The following is a 17,209-nucleotide window of genomic DNA, read 5'->3' on the forward strand; positions in this document are numbered from 1 at the left end:
CTTTTGTTAATTTTATCCAAACTTTAATGTTCATGTTATGATAGATAAGAACATTATTCGGGGAGGATATTATGTACAAAGCCATTATATTTGATCTAGATAATACATTAATAAATTATAGTACTTGTGAAATCGAAGCGATGAAAAGAACCTGTAACGATCATAATCTCTTCGTAGAAGATATTGAGGCGTGGTCTTTATTTTATGGAGAGTTTTCAGGTCATAATTTTCGCCATTGGATGAACTTTGTGGGTGGTGGTGAGGTGAAGACTATAGGAGAGGTATTGAGGTATTCTTTTAGAGACACCCTTAAACAGGAGGAGTTTTTTCATAGCAAACTGTCAGATACTTATTGGGATTATTTTTGCAATTCCTGTTATTTTGAAGAAGGAGCGGAACAGATCTTAACTTCATTTAAAGATAAGTATGCTCTGGGGATTATCACCAATGGGATCAGTGAGGCACAAAGAAAAAGACTGCAAGCCGGTAAGATCTATGAAATATTCAAATCCATAATGATCTCTGATGAGGTAGGCATCCGAAAACCTGATAAAAGGATTTTTGAAATGTCTTTAATAGATCTACAGCTAAGCAATCATGAAGTGCTGTTCGTTGGGGATTCTTTACAAGATGATTACCATGGTGCTGTGAATTCTGACATTGACTTCTGCTATTACAATCGCCAGAATATAGAGGTTCCTAAAGACCTCAAGCCTAACTATATGATTAGTTCTCTTCTGGAGCTTAAAGATGTAGTGGGGTTGTAGCAATGCCAGCAAGGAGAACAAGCAATGGAAATTAGAGCTTATCAAGAATCGGATATTAGTCAGCTTATCTCATTGTTCTATGAGACAGTTCATTTCGTAAACAAACAACATTATTCACAAGAACAGCTTGATGCTTGGGCACCTAAAGAGGAAAAGACCCTCAAACTTGATGCTTGGAGCACTTCTTTACGTCAAAATATTACTTATGTAGCCGAAATTAACGGGTACATAGTTGGCTTTTCGGATATGACGTTGGAAGGACATTTGGATTGTCTTTATGTCCACAAAGATTTCCAAGGCCAAGGCGTAGCCTCTGCTCTCGTGAACAAGCTTGAAATGAAGGCGAGAGAGCTTGGTCTTCATGAAATGGATACCGAAGCAAGTATTACAGCTAGACCCTTTTTTGAACGACAGGGATACCAGCTTATGATGAAACAAAGTGTAGAACGAAAAGGAGTACTGTTAGTTAATTATCGGATGAGTAAAAAGCTAATTTAATCAAAAAAGCAGATTGCTATGGTGAGCAGTCTGCTTTTTTATCTATTGAAGGAGGATCAATCAACAAGCTTTATTTGGATGAAGAATAACGATTTATAAAATTAGCGATTCCATTTGGAACGAATTTGTTAACTTCATTATTAAACAGGTCTGTATAGTTTGCAGTGATAACTTTACTTGGTACTAACGTCAAGTTTGAAAAATATTGCTTATACGCCTTATCATAGGCGGATTTATTCACTTCTTTTTGATTTACATAATAGCTTGGCAAATCATCCGTTTTTTCTTGATCTGGAATGTCGACCAAGAATATCTCTTTGTCATTAAATTTGGTTCCTTGGAAACTAATCTCGAAAACCTGCAAATTAGAATTGTACGAACCACTGCCATCTACAAAAGCGATATAACGTAATGTTCCATCTTTTTTGTTCTTATAGAGATGCAGGCCACGATTTTCATCGCGCGGTAGAAATCCACCCATACCTACATTAAATATACCCTCTGAAATATCCTTCAGTTTTCCTTGATAATTGAATGGAATGACTTTTCCATTTTGGACGGTTAGAGCAATGTTGATGGGCTGAATGAATCGTAAAGAATACCCCTGTATAAGTTCAGGAGTACCATCAAAGTTCAAATCTACTAAAGTGAAATAATTGAAGTCACCGTCATAAGACCTGTCTCTAGTAGCATCCATTAACGTTTTCTTGATATACTCAGAGTAAAGTGTCTTCCATGATTTTACAGTTGGTGCTTTTGCTGACGCAGTAATTGGAATACTCCCCAATAATAAAAGTAATGTTACTATGATCCATGCAGTTCGCTTCATGACTCATTAGCTCCTTATCATATTACTATGTACTGGAAATTAATATTACTATTGTTAGATAATATGTTCCAGTAATAATATGGTATATGAAGGGTGTTTAGTCATAAATCAATTTCATTAAAGCCTCCGAGTCAAAACGATCTCCTTGCACTAACCATTGACCATCCACATCAAACATAGTCAGTATTCCCTCCAAAGGGACACGTTTACTTTCTTTGTCATTCTTATCCAACAAAACAAGATCACAAGTATATTTTAACTCAACAATATTTTTCTTTTGTTCGGAAAGGGTGAACTTTAGATTATCTGGTTTTAAAGAAAGCTCTTGTTTATTAGCGATTTGAAAAGGGATAGTTGTGATTCGGCTTCCTATAGCTTTTTCGGTATAGTATTCAGTAAAGTACGGTTTCATTTCTTCATTTCGGGCTAGAATGGATTCCTCAGAAAATAAATCATCAGAAACCTTAATGGTATATTCAACATTTTTGTACTTCTCAGCGGCTTTAGTGGCATCATCCACTTCTGAACTACAGCCCATAATTAACGTTAGGGATAATAAAATCATACTCAATATCAACGGTGATTTACGCATTCGAACACCTCCATGTAATTGATTCTGTATTATTATACTTATATTTCCATACATTGGTTTCACAGCTTCAAGAAGAAAATGATTCAACTCCCTAAATATGGTATGGTGTAAATATTACTATCAAAAACCTAAAGGGATGGGATACACTTGAATTTTTTTCCTATTACATACTCACTGTTGGCAACAGACGCATTATTATTACATATTAAAGAGCATTATGAGATTCCAGAACCAGTACAGTTGCAGTATTTTCTTAGAGGCATGAACGATACATACATCTTAGAAACGGCATTGGAAAAATACATCTTTCGTGTTTATCGTGCGGATAGACGGAGTAGATCGGATATTGATTTTGAATTAGAATTGTTGAACGATTTGCACGAAAAAGGTGTAAACGTCTCCATTCCTATTCCTCGAAAAGATGGGATCATATTTAATGAATTTTTGGTGCCTGAGGGTGTGAAGTATGGCGTTATGTTTAGTTTTGCAGTAGGAAATGAAAAGCCTATTCATGCGGTAAAAGACAGCTATTTATTTGGTCAGTCAGTTGCACAAATCCACACAGCTACGGACAATTTTAAGAGTGAACATGTAAGAGGTAAGCTTGATTTTGAACATTTAATTGAGGAACCGCTTCATACGATCAAACTGCATATGAGCCATCGACAAGAGGATTATCAATTCCTGTATGACCTTGCCATACAATTAAAAGCGCAGATTGAAGTACATCTGGAAGCGGGGCTCGACTGGGGCATCTGCCATGGCGATTTGCATGGGAATACGAATGTGACTTTCACGGACGAAGGGAAATTAACTCATTATGATTTCGATATTTGTGGTTACGGATGGAGAGCCTATGATATCGCTGAGTTTAGATTGGCAAGAGAGATTCATAGCGGCCATGATAAAGATGAAGTAGAACGGTTATGGGCATCATTTTTAAATGGATATATAAGTTTAAGAGATCTCAGTGACAATGATATTAGTGCCGTACCTATGTTCGTTGCGCTTAGACAGCTTTGGTTATTTGCTTTATGTTTCAGTGAAGGTGAGCTTATTGGTGCAGCTGACTTTGACAATGGATTTATCGACAGTAAAATGGATTATTTCAGAAATTTAGAGGTGATCAAATGAATGATGAATTGGGCAGTAAAGAAGCCATAAAAAGATGGGATAAATACGCAGAACTAATCTCAACTTCGTACAGCAAAAACGGGGATATCCATCGAGAAATTTTTTTGAATCCAGCTTTATTCAGTCTTATGGGTTCTGTTGAAAATAAGAAGGTGCTAGATGCAGGCTGTGGTGAAGGATATTTAAGCAGAATGTTAGCTAAGGCAGGTGCCTCAGTCACTGGCGTTGATTACTCGCAGAACATGATAACGATAGCCAAGAGTAAATCACCAGAGGAATTAAAGATAAACTTCCATCATGGCAATTGTGAAGATCTCAGCTTTCTTCAGAATGAGAGTTATGATCTCATCGTTTCTAACATGGTGATTCATGACTTATCTGATTATGAGATGGCGATTCATGAAATGTATCGGTTGTTAGTTGATGGAGGGACGTTTATATTCTCAATTCCACATCCTTGCTTTGTAACCCCTGGTAGCGGATGGGTGAAGTCGGATACTGGTGAGAAGCTTTATTGGAAAGTAGATAATTATTTTTACGAGGGCACTTATAATCAGAACTTCCCAATAGATCAAGAGGAAAAGTTTCTGATTTTTCATAGGACGTTATCCAGTTATGTAAATACGATTGTACGGGCTGGATTTCAAATCGAAGAAATGATTGAGCCGAAGCCCTCTGCTGAAATGCTTGAGAAGTATCCGTCTTATGAGGAGGATTTTCGCTGCAGCGATTTTTTGGTTTTTAAACTGCGAAAATAGGGGGGAGAAAGATGAACCATAATATTTTCAAAGAAGTTATAGACTCTGAAGAAGAGTTAAGGTCAATGTATGGGTATCCCAGTGAATTGGTTAACAATAAGAGTATAACCTTCATCGATCATCATTGCCGAGATTATATATCCAAATCACCGTTACTCTTTATAGCAACAAGTGATTCAGCTGGCAATTGTGATGTATCTCCGCGTGGGGATGCTGCAGGTTTTGTATATGTGTTAGACGACAAACATTTAGTGATTCCTGAGCGACCTGGTAATCGACGGTTTGATTCTTTGCGCAACATCCTTTTAAATTCAAAAGTGGGTTTGATATTTATTATTCCCGGTCTTGAAGAAACCTTAAGAATAAATGGACATGCAAGGATTATCAAAGATCAAGAAATAATGGTTCATATGGAGGCTCAAGGTAAACTACCGAAATTGGGCATTGCCGTTGAAGTGGAAGAGTGTTATATGCATTGTGCTAAAGCTTTTAAAAGATCACATCTATGGGATGATACGTATTGGCCATTGAAAGCAGAGCTGCCTAAACCTTCGGTTATCATAGCAGAACATGCAAAAGAGCTGGGGATTTCTCAAGAGGATGTATCAAAGGGATTAAAGGATAGCTATGAGAATCGGTTATATTAGAAATGAAAGGATTAACTAAGATGAGCAAAGCTTTAAAACTCACTCCAGGGAATAAAGTAGGACTTATCGCTTGTTCTGATGGTGTGAGAGTGGAGAACCTGCCTAAAGTAGAAGAATTAATTAGAATTCTGAACTCGGTTGGTCTAGAGGTAGCGATGTCTAACACCTTGTTTAGAAGAGATGGTTATTTCAGTGGCAATCCTAAGGAAAGAGCAACGGAGTTGAATCGTCTATTTAATAATGATGAAATTCTTGCGATTTTTGATATTTCAGGTGGGAATTCCGCGAACCAGATCTTGGAATATCTCGACTACGATAATATTCGATTGCATCCGAAGCCTTTTTTCGGAATGAGTGACTTGTCCGTTATTTTGAACGCTTTACATACACAAAGTAATTCGAAATCCTATCACTATCAGTTGATGAATCTCGTATCTTCTGATGGGGCGGAGCAGCAAGCTGCTTTTTATCGAACATTTTTCGAAGGACATAACGATCTTTACGATTTCGACTTTCATTGGGTCCGTGGGAACCAGATGAGTGGGATTGTAATTGGCGGCAATATTCGATGTTTTATGAAGCTGGCAGGAACAAGTTATTTTCCAGACCCTTCGAACAAGATTTTATTCTTAGAGAGTTTAAGTGGCAGAGCTAACAAAATCGTCTCCTTATTTGCTCAGCTTCAGCAAGCTAGAACTTTTGATAAATGTGCTGGAGTGATTCTTGGGTCGTTTACTGAGCTTGAGAGTGAGAGCTATAATGAATTTTCAATCGTAGAAGCGTACTTGAAGGAAATCAGCGGGATTCCTATCGTGAAGACGGACGAGATCGGGCATGGTAGTGACAGTAAGTGTATTGTTGTGGGTGAGAATATAACTTTATAAGAGCTAAAGGTGGATGATTGGTTTTCAAGGTGATTTATTTTGATAAGAGAGGAGTCAGAGAGAATTATGATGTCTAAACACGACTACCCATCTAAAGAGGTATTGAAAAATGCTATACATACTGCCTATCTATCTCTCGATCTTGAATTTGAAGGCATTGAGAATGCTCAAAAAGACACTCGTATGGAAGGCGTCGATCGTACTCCTGCAGAAATTCTTGCCTATCAATTGGGATGGTTGAACCTTGTGATGAAATGGGATAAGGATGAAAAAGCAGGGATAACCGTTATTACACCTTCACCGGATTATAAATGGAATCAGCTTGGCGGATTATATCAATCGTTTTATCATACATATGCTGCCTACTCATTAGACGAGTTAAGATCTTTATTTCAAGAGACAGAACATCAGTGGCAGAGCTGGATTGATTCTTTAAGTGATGAAGAACTTTTTACGCAAGGCGTGCGGAAATGGACAGGAAACAATCCAAGATGGCCAATGGTCAAATGGATTCATATTAATTCAGTAGCACCGTTTAAGACTTTTCGTTCGAAGATTCGTAAATGGAAAAAGCTTAATTGTATTAGCTCAATATAATAACCGCAGACCAAGCCATTGTCTAAGAGAAGAAATCTCTGAAGCAGAGGCTTTTTTCATATACATAGAAGGAATTTTGATTGGCATGATGTGGAGGAGATAGGATTAGTGGAAGAGAATGTATACTAGTCCCGAAAAAAGATGAAAAGGGTGGATCTTTTGAGAAAAAGCACCACAATAATCAGTTCACTTATATTATGTATTGCATTAAGCACTATCATTTATATCGTGGTAAACAATAATGCTAAACCCACAGTTAGTCCAGAGAACATTGAATTAAAGGAGCTAATAAATTCGGATGTAACACAAATCAAATTTTCGGGAAAACCAACGGTATTAGTATTTTTCACCTCTTGGTGTCCGTATTGTAATGAAGATGCTCCAAAGATTGTTTCTTTGTATGAAAAATATAAGGATAAAGTGAACATCTACGGCATTAATCCAATTTATCGTGATGATGTTTCAGAAGTTGAACAGTATGTTAAGAAATACAAAATTGATTATCCCGTACTTCTAGATGAAACAGGAGCTTTCTATAAACATTATGGGGAACCAGGTTTTCCTACATTGTACTTTATAGATTCTGAAGGGGAAGTGCTTGATCAAATTATAGGCTCATCTGATCTTGAGGTTATTGAGAGTTCGTTAAATATTCTTATAGAGTATTTTTGATAATCTAAAAGGAGCTACTGGTATGATCAAAAAAAGGAAAAAGACATTCATCATCGCCGCATTCCTATCCATCTTTTTAATGTTACTAATAGCTAGCTATATGTTAAATCCTCAACCCGTTCATGCGATGATGGTAGACTTTTCTAGTATGGAGGAACAGGATGAACAAGTTTATCTAGAACCTGACATCTCTGAGAATATTGAGTATTTGATTATAAACGATCTCGAACAATCGAAAGAAAGAATTTCAGAGATTTTTGACGGATTACATTCTACTCCAACCATGCTATTTATTCAATCTCCTCAAGCCCTAAAGAAGTATGCTCAAAAGAATCGAACGGGACAGACTTATTATACATATTAGGGGCATTACATCGTTATTGGTCCTGATGGATTTAATGAAGATGTAATAGCTCATGAACTGCTGCATAGTGAATTAAGAACGAGATTAAAGAATAAGGACAAGGTACCTGTATGGTTTGATGAAGGGTTAGCAACCTTAGTTGATCATAGATATATAAGAAATGAAAATTTAAGCTTAGATCATATTAATGACTTAAGTAGTAGAGATGCTTTTTATGAACCCTCACAAGTAAAAGAAAATTATGAGATCGCCCATTCAGAAGTTACTAGATGGTTTGGGATCGTAGGAAAATCTGGCTTAGCAGAACTTATTGAAGGATTAAATAAAGGTGGAGCATTTAATGAACTGTATAAAGCAATAGAATCTCGTAGATAGAGGAGGTTGTAATGAAGGAGTTCATTATTGTAATTCTAGCCATAATTGCTTTATTGCCATTACATGCGGTCTCCGCGGATTGGGCAGGTTCGTTTGTTGTTTACTCAGGTGATATTTATGAAATATCCGACAACGAACTCATCCCATCGAATGAAATTGACAAGAAGATAGGGCAAGTAACACGATATTCAGACCACGAAGGAACGTATAGCGGCAACTTTTCAAATATTTACCCTAAGGGCACGCCATATTATTCAATTAAGAATATCGATCCAAAAGAAATCATTGCCATTAAGACCCACGAAGCTGAATTTGTCAAAGCCATTAATAAAGGTCAATATGCCAATGGTCAATTGGAAAGTAAAACGATCTGGATTTCTATACTAGGGTCTTTAATTATTGTGTTATTAATAATATGGATAATGAAACGAAAGAAATCTGTGCTATAGAGTTATCCGTTATGCCTTTGGGTGACAGGGTCTTTTGCTTTTTATTACCCTGTTAAAGATTTATTTATGGTGGAGGATTTGAACCAGATGGGAAATGCTGCACTACCGATTAGGTTATCCATAAAGCTTGCAATGATGACAAAATGATGATGAGAAGGTGGATGTAATAGAAAACATATCGAGTTTAATCGAAAAGTTATCATGGAATCTATCCGAAGAAGAAAAGAAAGATGTAATTAATAAGCTACAATACATAAAGGATGAAGATTTGCATTTATTAGTACAACCTATATCAAAAGACTATTGGGATGGAGCGGCTGAAACAGTCATACGTTTAGGATATCCACGTGTGAAAAGCATATTGTCGGGTTTACTTGAATGGATACAAGATATAAATTGGCCAGGTGCGGGGGAAATAGCTGTTTTTTTACTTGAAATAGGGGATCCGATGATTCCATATGTAAAAGATGTACTAAATCAACACAGTGATGATGAAGAATGGGTGTACAGGATTTTTAATGATTTAATTGATCATTGGAATACGGTACAAATCCTACAGATACAAGCAGAATTAATTAAGATTTCACAGGAAAAAGCCAATGATCTTTCGGCATTAAGAATCTTATTAACTCACGGTATATACGCAAAAGATGTGGTCTGTGAAATAATCCAGCGCAAAAAAGATGTCCTTGTATTTGAACTCAAGGAACTTCATGATACTCATCCTGTAATTGATTGTGAAGCTCTTTATAAAGAATTCTTCAATCAGCAGCCTAATGTAATTAAACAGTTTCATGAGCACAATAAAGAACGTTTTTATATATGTAATTCGATATCAAAGCGCCAAGAAGTTTTAAGAGAAATAGAGATTTTCACAGCAGAGTGTCTTTAGTCAGTCTATATGAATTTAAATAAAGGAGACTTATCAGTGAACAACATCAAGGTGCTTCATTATGATGCGTTTTCTCCCTATCCGAACAAAGGGAATCCTGCGGGAGTAGTGTTAGAAGCTGATCATTTAAGCGAAAGTGAAATGCAATCAATAGCTCATAAAGTCGGTTTTAACGAAACAGTTTTTGTAATCTCATCAGATGTAGCTGATTTAAGGCTTAAGTATTTTACGCCAGGCCATGAGATCAATCTTTGTGGACATGCAACAATGGCATCTTTATTTGCTTTAAAAACAAAGAGTATTCTTGGAGAGGCTAGCTCGGTAAAGATCGAAACAAATGTGGGTGTGCTACCCATTCAATTTAGTATGGACAACAATAATTACTTACTAATAAAAATGAAGCAAGATCAACCGAAGTTTATTGAATTTAACGGCGATAGAGCGAAGCTTGCGCACGCCATAGGTCTAACCCTTGATGAGATAGAAGAGGATCTGCCTATTGTTTATGGCTGTACTGGCGCATGGACTCTATTAGTCCCAATTAAGAGTATCGATAGCTTTAATAAAATGAAACCGATAAACTCGTTGTTTCCGGAGATTTTAACGCAGCTTCCAAAAGCATCTGTACACCCATTTTCACTCCAAACTTTTGATCCACACTCATTAATGCACGCTAGACATTTCTCATCGCCTTTTTCGGGAACCGTTGAGGATCCAGTAACAGGTACAGCATCGGGAGTCATGGGGGCTTATTATTTAAAATATATTAATCCGCATTTGGACTCGATACAATTTGATGTGGAACAGGGATTGGAAATGGGTAGGGATGGCAAGGTGAACGTAGAAGTATATCGAAATGAATCCGGTGAAATGGATGTGTTTATTTCTGGAACTGCGGTGTTTGTGAGGGAGGTAGATTTATGGAGATGATAAAATATACTCAGCTTGGAGTGTATGGAGTCTTAGTGAAGAACGATAAAGTATTACTAATTAAGAAAGCAAGAGGCCCTCATACGGGGAAGTGGGACTTTCCAGGGGGTTCTGTTGAGTTTGGAGAGGAGCCGTATGAGGCCCTTAAGAGGGAGTTTTGGGAAGAGACCGGAATTACAAGTTTAAAAGGATTGCTTCATGATTCCATTTCCTATACGTTAATTTATCCATACAGTGATACCCAGTTAGAAGAATTACACCATATAGGGATCATATATAATGTTTCATTGTTAGATGTGAACTTTGAGCTTAAGACCGATGGAGACGGACAAGACTCTGATGGGGCACAGTGGATAGAAATCAAACAACTAAACAACCTTGCTTTAACCCCTTTTGTGAAGAAAATAATGCTGGGTCATTATTAGAACTTTAATGATCTATGTAATGGAGGCAGCTTCATGATTGAAATTGATTGTTTGGGTGAAATCTGCCCAGTACCAGTAATGATGTTAAAAAAACATCAAAAAGCCATTCAGAAGGGTGAAAAGGTAATGCTAGTTACTGATCATAGCTGCGCAAAAGTTTCTATCACGGATTACTGTCGTGGTTCAAATCTAAAATGTTCCATTCAAGAAGTGATTAATGGAGTATGGGAAATTACGATTGAGGTTTAGGCTCAACACAAAGTATCTATTAAAGTCTTTTCAATATATCGAACTAATTGTTTCGTATCGTTGTCACAGCGCTGATTTTGTTTCTTTATCATGTAGACATCGTTATTGACCTGGAACTGATCAATAGGAATGATCTTGAGTTGTTTACTATACAACTCTTTTTTTATGGACATATAAGGGAGAAAGGCGAGACCATGCCCTCTAATGGCAGCAAGCTTTACCGCCTCAAGAGAGTCTAGATTAAAGAGTATATTTAATTTAAGCTCGCCCACTGCATTCAAAGCCCTTTGCACACAATGAAGCTGTGAGGACCAGATTAAAGGATAATTGGGGAGCTCAGTCAATGTGATTTTATCAGGGCAAACGGTCGTATTGCTTGCCACCAACATAACTTGATCTGAAAATACCATATGTGAGCTTAATTCGGATTTTGGAGAGGGACCGGAAATAAACCCGATATCACCTTCTTCAATAAGTAAACGTTCTTCTACTAAGGACGATGCCCCTTCATTTAAAGTGATATGGAAATTGGGAAAATGTTTTTTCACCTCATACAAGGTACAAGGGAGAGCATAATTACAGACCTCCGGAATCGCATAAATGGACAGCTCGTGTTGTGTTGGCTGTAAATGATTGATTTCTGTGATCATATCATCATACAATTTACAGATTTGCTCCACGTACTTCTCCGCAATAATCCCTGCTTCGGTTAGGCTAGCGCCTTTATTACTTCTCACAAAAAGTTCAGAACCCAGGGTATTCTCCCATGATTTCAACTGCTGACTAAGTGCGGATTGGGTGATATGAGATTTCTGAGCGGCTTTAGATATACTTTTTAACGAAGCAATATCTAAAAATAATTTAAGCGTTTCCATATTCATACTTATTCCTCCTGTTGCCCGCTGTTAGTGCACACTATAGCATACTTGATTACGCTCCATCTGTGCCATTAGTAACACTTATACAGCATAAAGAAAGCAGATAACCACAGCTTAAATAAGTATGTTACTATTTTCACATAGTCAATTACATAAAAACGATGGAGGTGTTAGACTATGGGGCAAACCGTAAGTCCCGAAACGAGATCAACCCGAACCAGAGCTCCTAGAAAACCTAAAAAGAGTCAGTTGCCCATCGCGTTGCTGGTCACAGCTCTCATTATTGGGTTTGGTTTTTTCCTAGACCATTCCCACGATAAAATGGTTGTCTACCTGCTTTTCGGTATTTCGTTTGGCGTTATTTTGCAAAGATCACGTTTCTGCTTTACTGCATCACTTAGAGATCCCTGTATTACAGGCAGCACATCAGTTACAAGAGCGGTTCTGATTGCTTTTTCCCTTGCAACCATCGGATTTACAGCGATTAAGTACCCAGCGTTTCTAGATGGTAAACCGATTCCTGGGATGGATAATGTGGGTCAAATCAGCTTGGCTTTGATCATTGGTGCTGTATTATTCGGAATTGGCATGGTTATCGCGGGTGGATGCGCTTCGGGTACATTGATGCGTGTAGGTGAAGGATTCACGATGCAGATGCTTTCACTTGTGTTTTTTGTCATTGGTTCACTTTGGGGATCACATGATATGGGGTGGTGGAGAGCTAACGTTATAAAGGATGCACCAACTGTATTTTTACCAGACGTCTTTGGTTGGCTTGGAGCACTGGTTGTTCAGTTCCTGATTATTCTTCTGTTATACATTGCAGCTGTTAAATGGCAAGAGAAAAAGATGGGAAGCGCAGATTAGTTTAGATTATTACGTGAATATTTTCACTATTGTTATTCCAAAAAAATATAAAGGTGGTTTTTAAAATGGCTGAATTTACACTTGATTGCATGGGAGAAGCTTGTCCGGTTCCGTTAATGAGAACAGAAAAGAAAATGACTGAACTCAATGTAGGTGATGTACTAGTAGTAGCTATTGATCATAGCTGCGCAATGAAGAACGTTCCAGAATGGGCGAGAAAACAGGGACATAATGTGGAAATCGAAGAGGTTGATGATGGCGAGTGGGAAGTTGTTATTGAGAAGGTAAAATAGGATCGCTGAGTAGGAAAGGACGGTGAATGAAACGGTGAACGAATTCTGGTTGAAGATATCGTCTAACCGCTTTTACAAGCGCTTGCTCAAAGAACCGTTTACTTATGTAACTGGAGCTGTACTTCTCGCTGTATTCGCTACAGCACATCTGGCTGTTTTCTCTAAAGGATGGGGAGTAACTAGCGCTTTTGCAGATTGGGGAGCTTGGTTGTATCGATTAGCAGGCGGAAATGTAGATCAATGGGCATATTTTAGTTCGGAAAAAGCACAAAAAACATTATCTTCCGGATTTTTGAATGATGGTGGTTCGATTCGAAATCTAGGGATAATATTAGGTGCTTTAGCAGCGACTTTGTTTGCTTCCGAATTCAAGTTGAAGAAAATTAAGTCCAAAAAGCAGGTTGTAGCAGCGGTACTTGGTGGATTACTCATGGGGTACGGAGCTAGACTGGCTAATGGATGTAATATTGGTGCATTGTTTACGGCTATAGCTTCTTTATCGCTTTCAGGATGGATATTTGGATTGTTCCTGCTGGTTGGCGCATTTATAGGCAGTAAATTATTAGCCAAATTCTTTATGTAAAAGTGAAATAGGCTGAGCTTGTTGCGCTGACGAGAGTCAGCCTATTTTATTAAGGCACAGACTCACAGGAGGGACAAACGGAATGGAAAAGAAGACAGAACAGTATGATGTCGTCATTATCGGTGGCGGGGCTGCTGGTTTAACAGCGGGAATCTATTGTGGACGTGCAAAATTAAAGACTCTCCTCTTGGAAAAATCACTGGTAGGTGGTCTTGCCACTTATACTAATGAAATAGAAAATTATCCTGGTTTTCCTGAAGGAACGACCGGTACAGACCTTATGGAATTATTTCATAAACAAGCTAAGAAATTTGGTGTGGATTTTAAAATGACAGATGTAAAATCTGTATCGGTAGCGGAAGATATTAAGGTAGTGGAGACCTTTCGGGTTCGTTATGAGTGCAAGGTCATTATTATAGCCAGTGGGGGAAAACCAAGAATTACCGGGGCAGCTAATGAAGATATGTTCTTATATGATAAAGGAATTTCTTTCTGTGCAACCTGTGACGCTGCAGCAAATACGGGAAAGACGGTTATGGTTGTTGGCAGTGGTGATGCAGCTATTGAAGAAGGAATGTTTCTGACCAAGTTTGCAGATAAAGTAATCGTTTCTGTTATGCATGATCATGGGAAAATGGATTGTAATGAAATTGCCAAAACGCAGGCACTAGAAAACCCTAAAATGGAATTCATGTGGAATACGGTGGTAAGTTCTTTCGAAGGTGAGGAACGTTTGAATTCCGTCGTCCTGAAAAATTTAAAATCTAATGAACTGCAAAACGTAAAGGTTGATTCATGTTTCTTATTTATTGGATATACCCCGAACACAGAAATTTTATCAGGTGTAGTTGAGTTGAATCGAAATGGATATATCCTAGTCAATGAAAAAATGGAAACAAATATACCTGGTGTGTTCGCAGCAGGCGATGTATGTGATAAGTTCCTTAAGCAAGTGGCTACAGCTGTCGGTGATGGTGCCATTGCAGGGTATGGTGCAGAGAAGTATATCTCTGAATGTGAGACCTATGAGCATCAAATTCTAAATCAAGGAAAACCATCCGTTGTTTATTTATGGAATGCAACTGATCCTTCTTGCCGGGAGCTATTACCACTCTTTGAGGCGTTTGAACAATCCCATACTGAGATCAGGGTCACAAAGGTAGATGTATATAAGTCACCCGGACTTGCTGCCAAGCTAGGAATAGATTCAGTTCCTTCTATTGTTTATCTAGATGATGGAAAGATCCAAAGAGTAATTACAGACAAGATAAGTGATAACATATTGAATGCTCTAACGAATTGATGAAAAAGCCCTATGCAGATATCTCTGCATAGGGCTTTTTTAAATTATGCTTTTATTAAATTGGACGAGCTATTTCAAGAAAGTGTCAAAGTATCAATAATAGTTGTTTTGTCATATACCTTTGAAAGCGCTTAGATATTAAGATTAATTCATAAGATAGCAAATCAACGGAGGGAGAGTAGAGGAGAACCAAGGCTGCAAAAAGAGAGAAAGCCATGAAAGATGCTTTATTTATAAGAATCTAGGTTTAGGAGGACTTACATATGGCGAACGCAAGCGTCGCACCAGACAAGACATCAAGACCGAATCTCGGCAAGCATCGGACCAGCGGGATAAGACGCTTTTTTAAGCAAATAGATCTGCAGCTTATGGTATTGCCAGCACTTGTTTTAGTTTTTATTTTTGCCTATATCCCCATGTACGGTATTCTAATCGCTTTTCAAGATTACAAGTTAGGTAATAGCTTTATTAGCAGTGATTGGGTTGGATTAAAGCACTTTATTTACTTCTTTAATGCTCCTGAATTTGAAGTGGTTATGAAAAATACAATCATAATCAGCTTACTGAAGTTCTGTTTTGGATTTCCTGCACCGATTATTTTGGCGTTAATGCTGAACGAAGTTCGTAAGATGTTCTTTAAACGGGTTATTCAGACCGTTACATACTTGCCTCACTTCTTATCGTGGGTGGTTATCGGCTCGATGGTTACCTCGATGCTATCCGTAGATAATGGCAGTATAAATATGCTGCTTGAGAAATTGAGATTTATCGATGAACCGATTAACTTCCTGTCTATGACCGAATATTTCTGGGGCATTTTAGTTACAACCAATGTGTGGAAGGAAATTGGATTTGCCTCGATCGTTTACTTAGCTGCCATTGCTGGTATTGATCCGCACTTATACGAAGCTGCTTCGATGGATGGTGCGAGTCGCTTTAAACAGATATATTTGATTACGTTGCCTTCCATTATGCCAGTTGTGATCATCTTTATGATTCTGGCAATCGGTAATCTGGTGAATGCAGGATTTGAAGATATTTTGATCCTTGCTTCCAATCCGGCTCTACGAGAGGTATCAGATTCAGTTGATGTATATGTTGTACGTGTCGGTATAGATAACTTCAGGTACTCCTATGCGACTGCTATCGGATTGTTCAAGGCCGTTATCAGTGTGACATTACTTACCTTTGCAAATTTCATTGCCAGAAGAGCGGGAAACAGCTTGTGGTAATGAATTACTCAATATAGGGGGACTGAATTATGAAACGTACTAACATAGGAGACCGATTGTTTATTGGCTTCATATATGTATTCTTGACCTTACTGGCATTCTCCGCGTTTTATCCATTTTGGAATTCACTTGTGATTTCTTTTAATGAGGGGATGGATACTTCCAAAGGCGGAATTACTTTCTGGGTCCGTGAGTTCACGCTTGAGAATTATAAGATCGTATTTGAAGATTCTCGTTTAATGGGTGGATTCGTCATTGCAACATTGCGGACGGTAATTGGTACAGTAACAGCGATATTGGCCACTTCGATATTTGCTTATGGGATGTCGAAGCGCGAACTAATGGGTCGCAAATACTACATGATTATGTGTATCATTACAATGTATTTCGGCGGGGGACTCATTCCGTCATACATGCTTATCAGAAGTTTAGGCCTCTTCAACTCATTTTGGGTGTTTATTATTCCTGCACTTGTCAGCGTATGGAATATGATCATATTCCGGACCTTTTTCCAAGGTCTTCCGCAAGGTTTAGAGGAGTCAGCAAAGATTGATGGCTGCGGATACTGGGGAACTTTTCTCCGAATCGTACTTCCCTTGTCAGGGCCAGTCATCGCAACATTATCATTGTTCACAGCAGTCAATCACTGGAATGAGTGGTTCGTAGCGAGTATTTACATTACGAAAGAGGAGTTAATGCCGATTCAGACCATCTTGAGACAGATATTGTTCTCTAATATTGCTTCAGAACAGCTGTCTAATGTAGATGCAAGTTCCATTGCTCATATTAACTCAGCCAAGAAAATAACGTCGAAGTCATTAACGATGGCTACGATCATGGTTGCAACCATTCCGATTGTATGTGTATACCCATTCCTACAAAGATTCTTCGTTAAAGGTGTCTTGGTCGGATCATTGAAAGAGTAGGATGATAGAATGAGATGGGGTTTAGAGCGTATTGCTTTGAACATAGATTACAAATTGAAAGGGGA

Annotated in this window: 23 protein-coding genes; 20 read left to right on the top strand and 3 right to left on the bottom strand. The window is 38.0% G+C overall.

The features are described 5' to 3' along the window. The first annotated feature begins 71 nt into the window (after positions 1–71). Together MKY99_RS13325 and MKY99_RS13330 are read left to right on the top strand one after the other, a co-directional pair. A complete protein-coding gene (locus MKY99_RS13325; RefSeq protein ID WP_339270989.1) occupies positions 72–767 on the top strand; it encodes an HAD-IA family hydrolase in 696 nt (231 codons plus the stop codon). A 24-nt stretch (positions 768–791) separates the two neighbouring features. Further along, positions 792–1,265 carry a GNAT family N-acetyltransferase gene (locus MKY99_RS13330; protein ID WP_076286379.1) on the top strand — a complete coding sequence of 158 codons (474 nt, stop codon included), beginning with the start codon at positions 792–794 and terminating at the stop codon, positions 1,263–1,265. Positions 1,266–1,335: 70 nt separating this feature from the next. Here MKY99_RS13330 and MKY99_RS13335 read toward each other — a convergent pair whose 3' ends face one another. Together MKY99_RS13335 and MKY99_RS13340 are read right to left on the bottom strand one after the other, a co-directional pair. Further along, positions 1,336–2,094 carry a hypothetical protein gene (locus MKY99_RS13335; RefSeq protein ID WP_076286378.1) on the bottom strand — a complete coding sequence of 253 codons (759 nt, stop codon included), beginning with the start codon at positions 2,092–2,094 and terminating at the stop codon, positions 1,336–1,338. A 97-nt stretch (positions 2,095–2,191) separates the two neighbouring features. Continuing rightward, entirely contained in the window at positions 2,192–2,686 is a 495-nt protein-coding gene (locus MKY99_RS13340) for a hypothetical protein (RefSeq protein ID WP_339270991.1), read from the bottom strand. 147 nt (positions 2,687–2,833) lie between these two features. On the opposite strand from MKY99_RS13340, the gene MKY99_RS13345 reads away from it, so the two are divergent. The 12 genes from MKY99_RS13345 (at position 2,834) to MKY99_RS13400 (ending at position 11,062) form a co-directional block, all read left to right on the top strand. Further along, positions 2,834–3,820 carry a phosphotransferase gene (locus MKY99_RS13345; RefSeq protein WP_339270993.1) on the top strand — a complete coding sequence of 329 codons (987 nt, stop codon included), beginning with the start codon at positions 2,834–2,836 and terminating at the stop codon, positions 3,818–3,820. After that, positions 3,817–4,578: a class I SAM-dependent methyltransferase gene (locus MKY99_RS13350; RefSeq protein ID WP_339270995.1), complete on the top strand. Its 762-nt coding sequence runs from the start codon at positions 3,817–3,819 to the stop codon at positions 4,576–4,578. The genes MKY99_RS13345 and MKY99_RS13350 overlap by 4 nt, the downstream gene beginning before the upstream one ends. A gap of 11 nt (positions 4,579–4,589) precedes the next feature. Continuing rightward, on the top strand, positions 4,590–5,225 hold the full coding sequence (locus tag MKY99_RS13355) for a pyridoxamine 5'-phosphate oxidase family protein (protein ID WP_042187839.1): 636 nt from the start codon (positions 4,590–4,592) through the stop codon (positions 5,223–5,225). 20 nt (positions 5,226–5,245) lie between these two features. After that, the gene (locus MKY99_RS13360; RefSeq protein ID WP_339270998.1) at positions 5,246–6,109 is read left to right on the top strand and encodes a S66 peptidase family protein; all 864 of its coding nucleotides are present in this window, start codon (positions 5,246–5,248) and stop codon (positions 6,107–6,109) included. 69 nt (positions 6,110–6,178) lie between these two features. Next, the gene (locus MKY99_RS13365) at positions 6,179–6,706 is read left to right on the top strand and encodes a ClbS/DfsB family four-helix bundle protein (RefSeq protein ID WP_339271628.1); all 528 of its coding nucleotides are present in this window, start codon (positions 6,179–6,181) and stop codon (positions 6,704–6,706) included. 141 nt (positions 6,707–6,847) lie between these two features. Then, complete coding sequence (locus MKY99_RS13370) at positions 6,848–7,378, top strand: TlpA disulfide reductase family protein (protein WP_339270999.1); 531 nt, start codon at positions 6,848–6,850, stop codon at positions 7,376–7,378. A 22-nt stretch (positions 7,379–7,400) separates the two neighbouring features. Next, positions 7,401–7,742 carry a hypothetical protein gene (locus tag MKY99_RS13375; protein ID WP_339271000.1) on the top strand — a complete coding sequence of 114 codons (342 nt, stop codon included), beginning with the start codon at positions 7,401–7,403 and terminating at the stop codon, positions 7,740–7,742. 386 nt (positions 7,743–8,128) lie between these two features. Beyond that, positions 8,129–8,566, top strand: coding sequence for an LPXTG cell wall anchor domain-containing protein (locus MKY99_RS13380; RefSeq protein WP_339271002.1), 438 nt, complete (start codon positions 8,129–8,131; stop codon positions 8,564–8,566). A gap of 157 nt (positions 8,567–8,723) precedes the next feature. Next, positions 8,724–9,458: a DUF5071 domain-containing protein gene (locus tag MKY99_RS13385; RefSeq protein WP_339271004.1), complete on the top strand. Its 735-nt coding sequence runs from the start codon at positions 8,724–8,726 to the stop codon at positions 9,456–9,458. A 36-nt stretch (positions 9,459–9,494) separates the two neighbouring features. Then, positions 9,495–10,388: a PhzF family phenazine biosynthesis isomerase gene (locus MKY99_RS13390; protein WP_339271006.1), complete on the top strand. Its 894-nt coding sequence runs from the start codon at positions 9,495–9,497 to the stop codon at positions 10,386–10,388. Then, positions 10,379–10,813 (top strand): NUDIX hydrolase, encoded by a 435-nt coding sequence (locus tag MKY99_RS13395; protein ID WP_339271008.1) that lies wholly within the window; start codon positions 10,379–10,381, stop codon positions 10,811–10,813. The genes MKY99_RS13390 and MKY99_RS13395 overlap by 10 nt, the downstream gene beginning before the upstream one ends. Before the next feature lie 33 nt (positions 10,814–10,846). Continuing rightward, positions 10,847–11,062 (top strand): sulfurtransferase TusA family protein, encoded by a 216-nt coding sequence (locus MKY99_RS13400; protein WP_042187842.1) that lies wholly within the window; start codon positions 10,847–10,849, stop codon positions 11,060–11,062. 2 nt (positions 11,063–11,064) lie between these two features. On the opposite strand, the gene MKY99_RS13405 is transcribed toward MKY99_RS13400, so the two are convergent. After that, positions 11,065–11,943, bottom strand: a complete 879-nt coding sequence (locus MKY99_RS13405; protein WP_339271010.1) for a LysR family transcriptional regulator — start codon at positions 11,941–11,943, stop codon at positions 11,065–11,067. Positions 11,944–12,117: 174 nt separating this feature from the next. Here MKY99_RS13405 and MKY99_RS13410 point away from each other — a divergent pair, with 174 nt between their 5' ends. The 6 genes from MKY99_RS13410 to MKY99_RS13435 all read left to right on the top strand — a co-directional run bounded on the left by MKY99_RS13410 (position 12,118) and on the right by MKY99_RS13435 (position 17,144). Next, the gene (locus tag MKY99_RS13410) at positions 12,118–12,807 is read left to right on the top strand and encodes a YeeE/YedE thiosulfate transporter family protein (RefSeq protein ID WP_076286369.1); all 690 of its coding nucleotides are present in this window, start codon (positions 12,118–12,120) and stop codon (positions 12,805–12,807) included. 65 nt (positions 12,808–12,872) lie between these two features. Further along, the gene (locus MKY99_RS13415; protein ID WP_036678256.1) at positions 12,873–13,100 is read left to right on the top strand and encodes a sulfurtransferase TusA family protein; all 228 of its coding nucleotides are present in this window, start codon (positions 12,873–12,875) and stop codon (positions 13,098–13,100) included. 34 nt (positions 13,101–13,134) lie between these two features. Next, positions 13,135–13,683, top strand: coding sequence for a YeeE/YedE thiosulfate transporter family protein (locus MKY99_RS13420; RefSeq protein WP_179085850.1), 549 nt, complete (start codon positions 13,135–13,137; stop codon positions 13,681–13,683). A gap of 82 nt (positions 13,684–13,765) precedes the next feature. Continuing rightward, on the top strand, positions 13,766–14,986 hold the full coding sequence (locus MKY99_RS13425; protein ID WP_339271012.1) for an FAD-dependent oxidoreductase: 1,221 nt from the start codon (positions 13,766–13,768) through the stop codon (positions 14,984–14,986). A 263-nt stretch (positions 14,987–15,249) separates the two neighbouring features. Beyond that, positions 15,250–16,218: an ABC transporter permease subunit gene (locus tag MKY99_RS13430; protein WP_042127372.1), complete on the top strand. Its 969-nt coding sequence runs from the start codon at positions 15,250–15,252 to the stop codon at positions 16,216–16,218. A gap of 29 nt (positions 16,219–16,247) precedes the next feature. After that, positions 16,248–17,144, top strand: a complete 897-nt coding sequence (locus tag MKY99_RS13435; protein ID WP_042127373.1) for a carbohydrate ABC transporter permease — start codon at positions 16,248–16,250, stop codon at positions 17,142–17,144. The last annotated feature ends 65 nt before the right edge of the window (positions 17,145–17,209 follow it).

The organism is Paenibacillus sp. FSL R5-0470, assembly GCF_037975205.1.
GTDB lineage: Bacteria > Bacillota > Bacilli > Paenibacillales > Paenibacillaceae > Paenibacillus_AQ.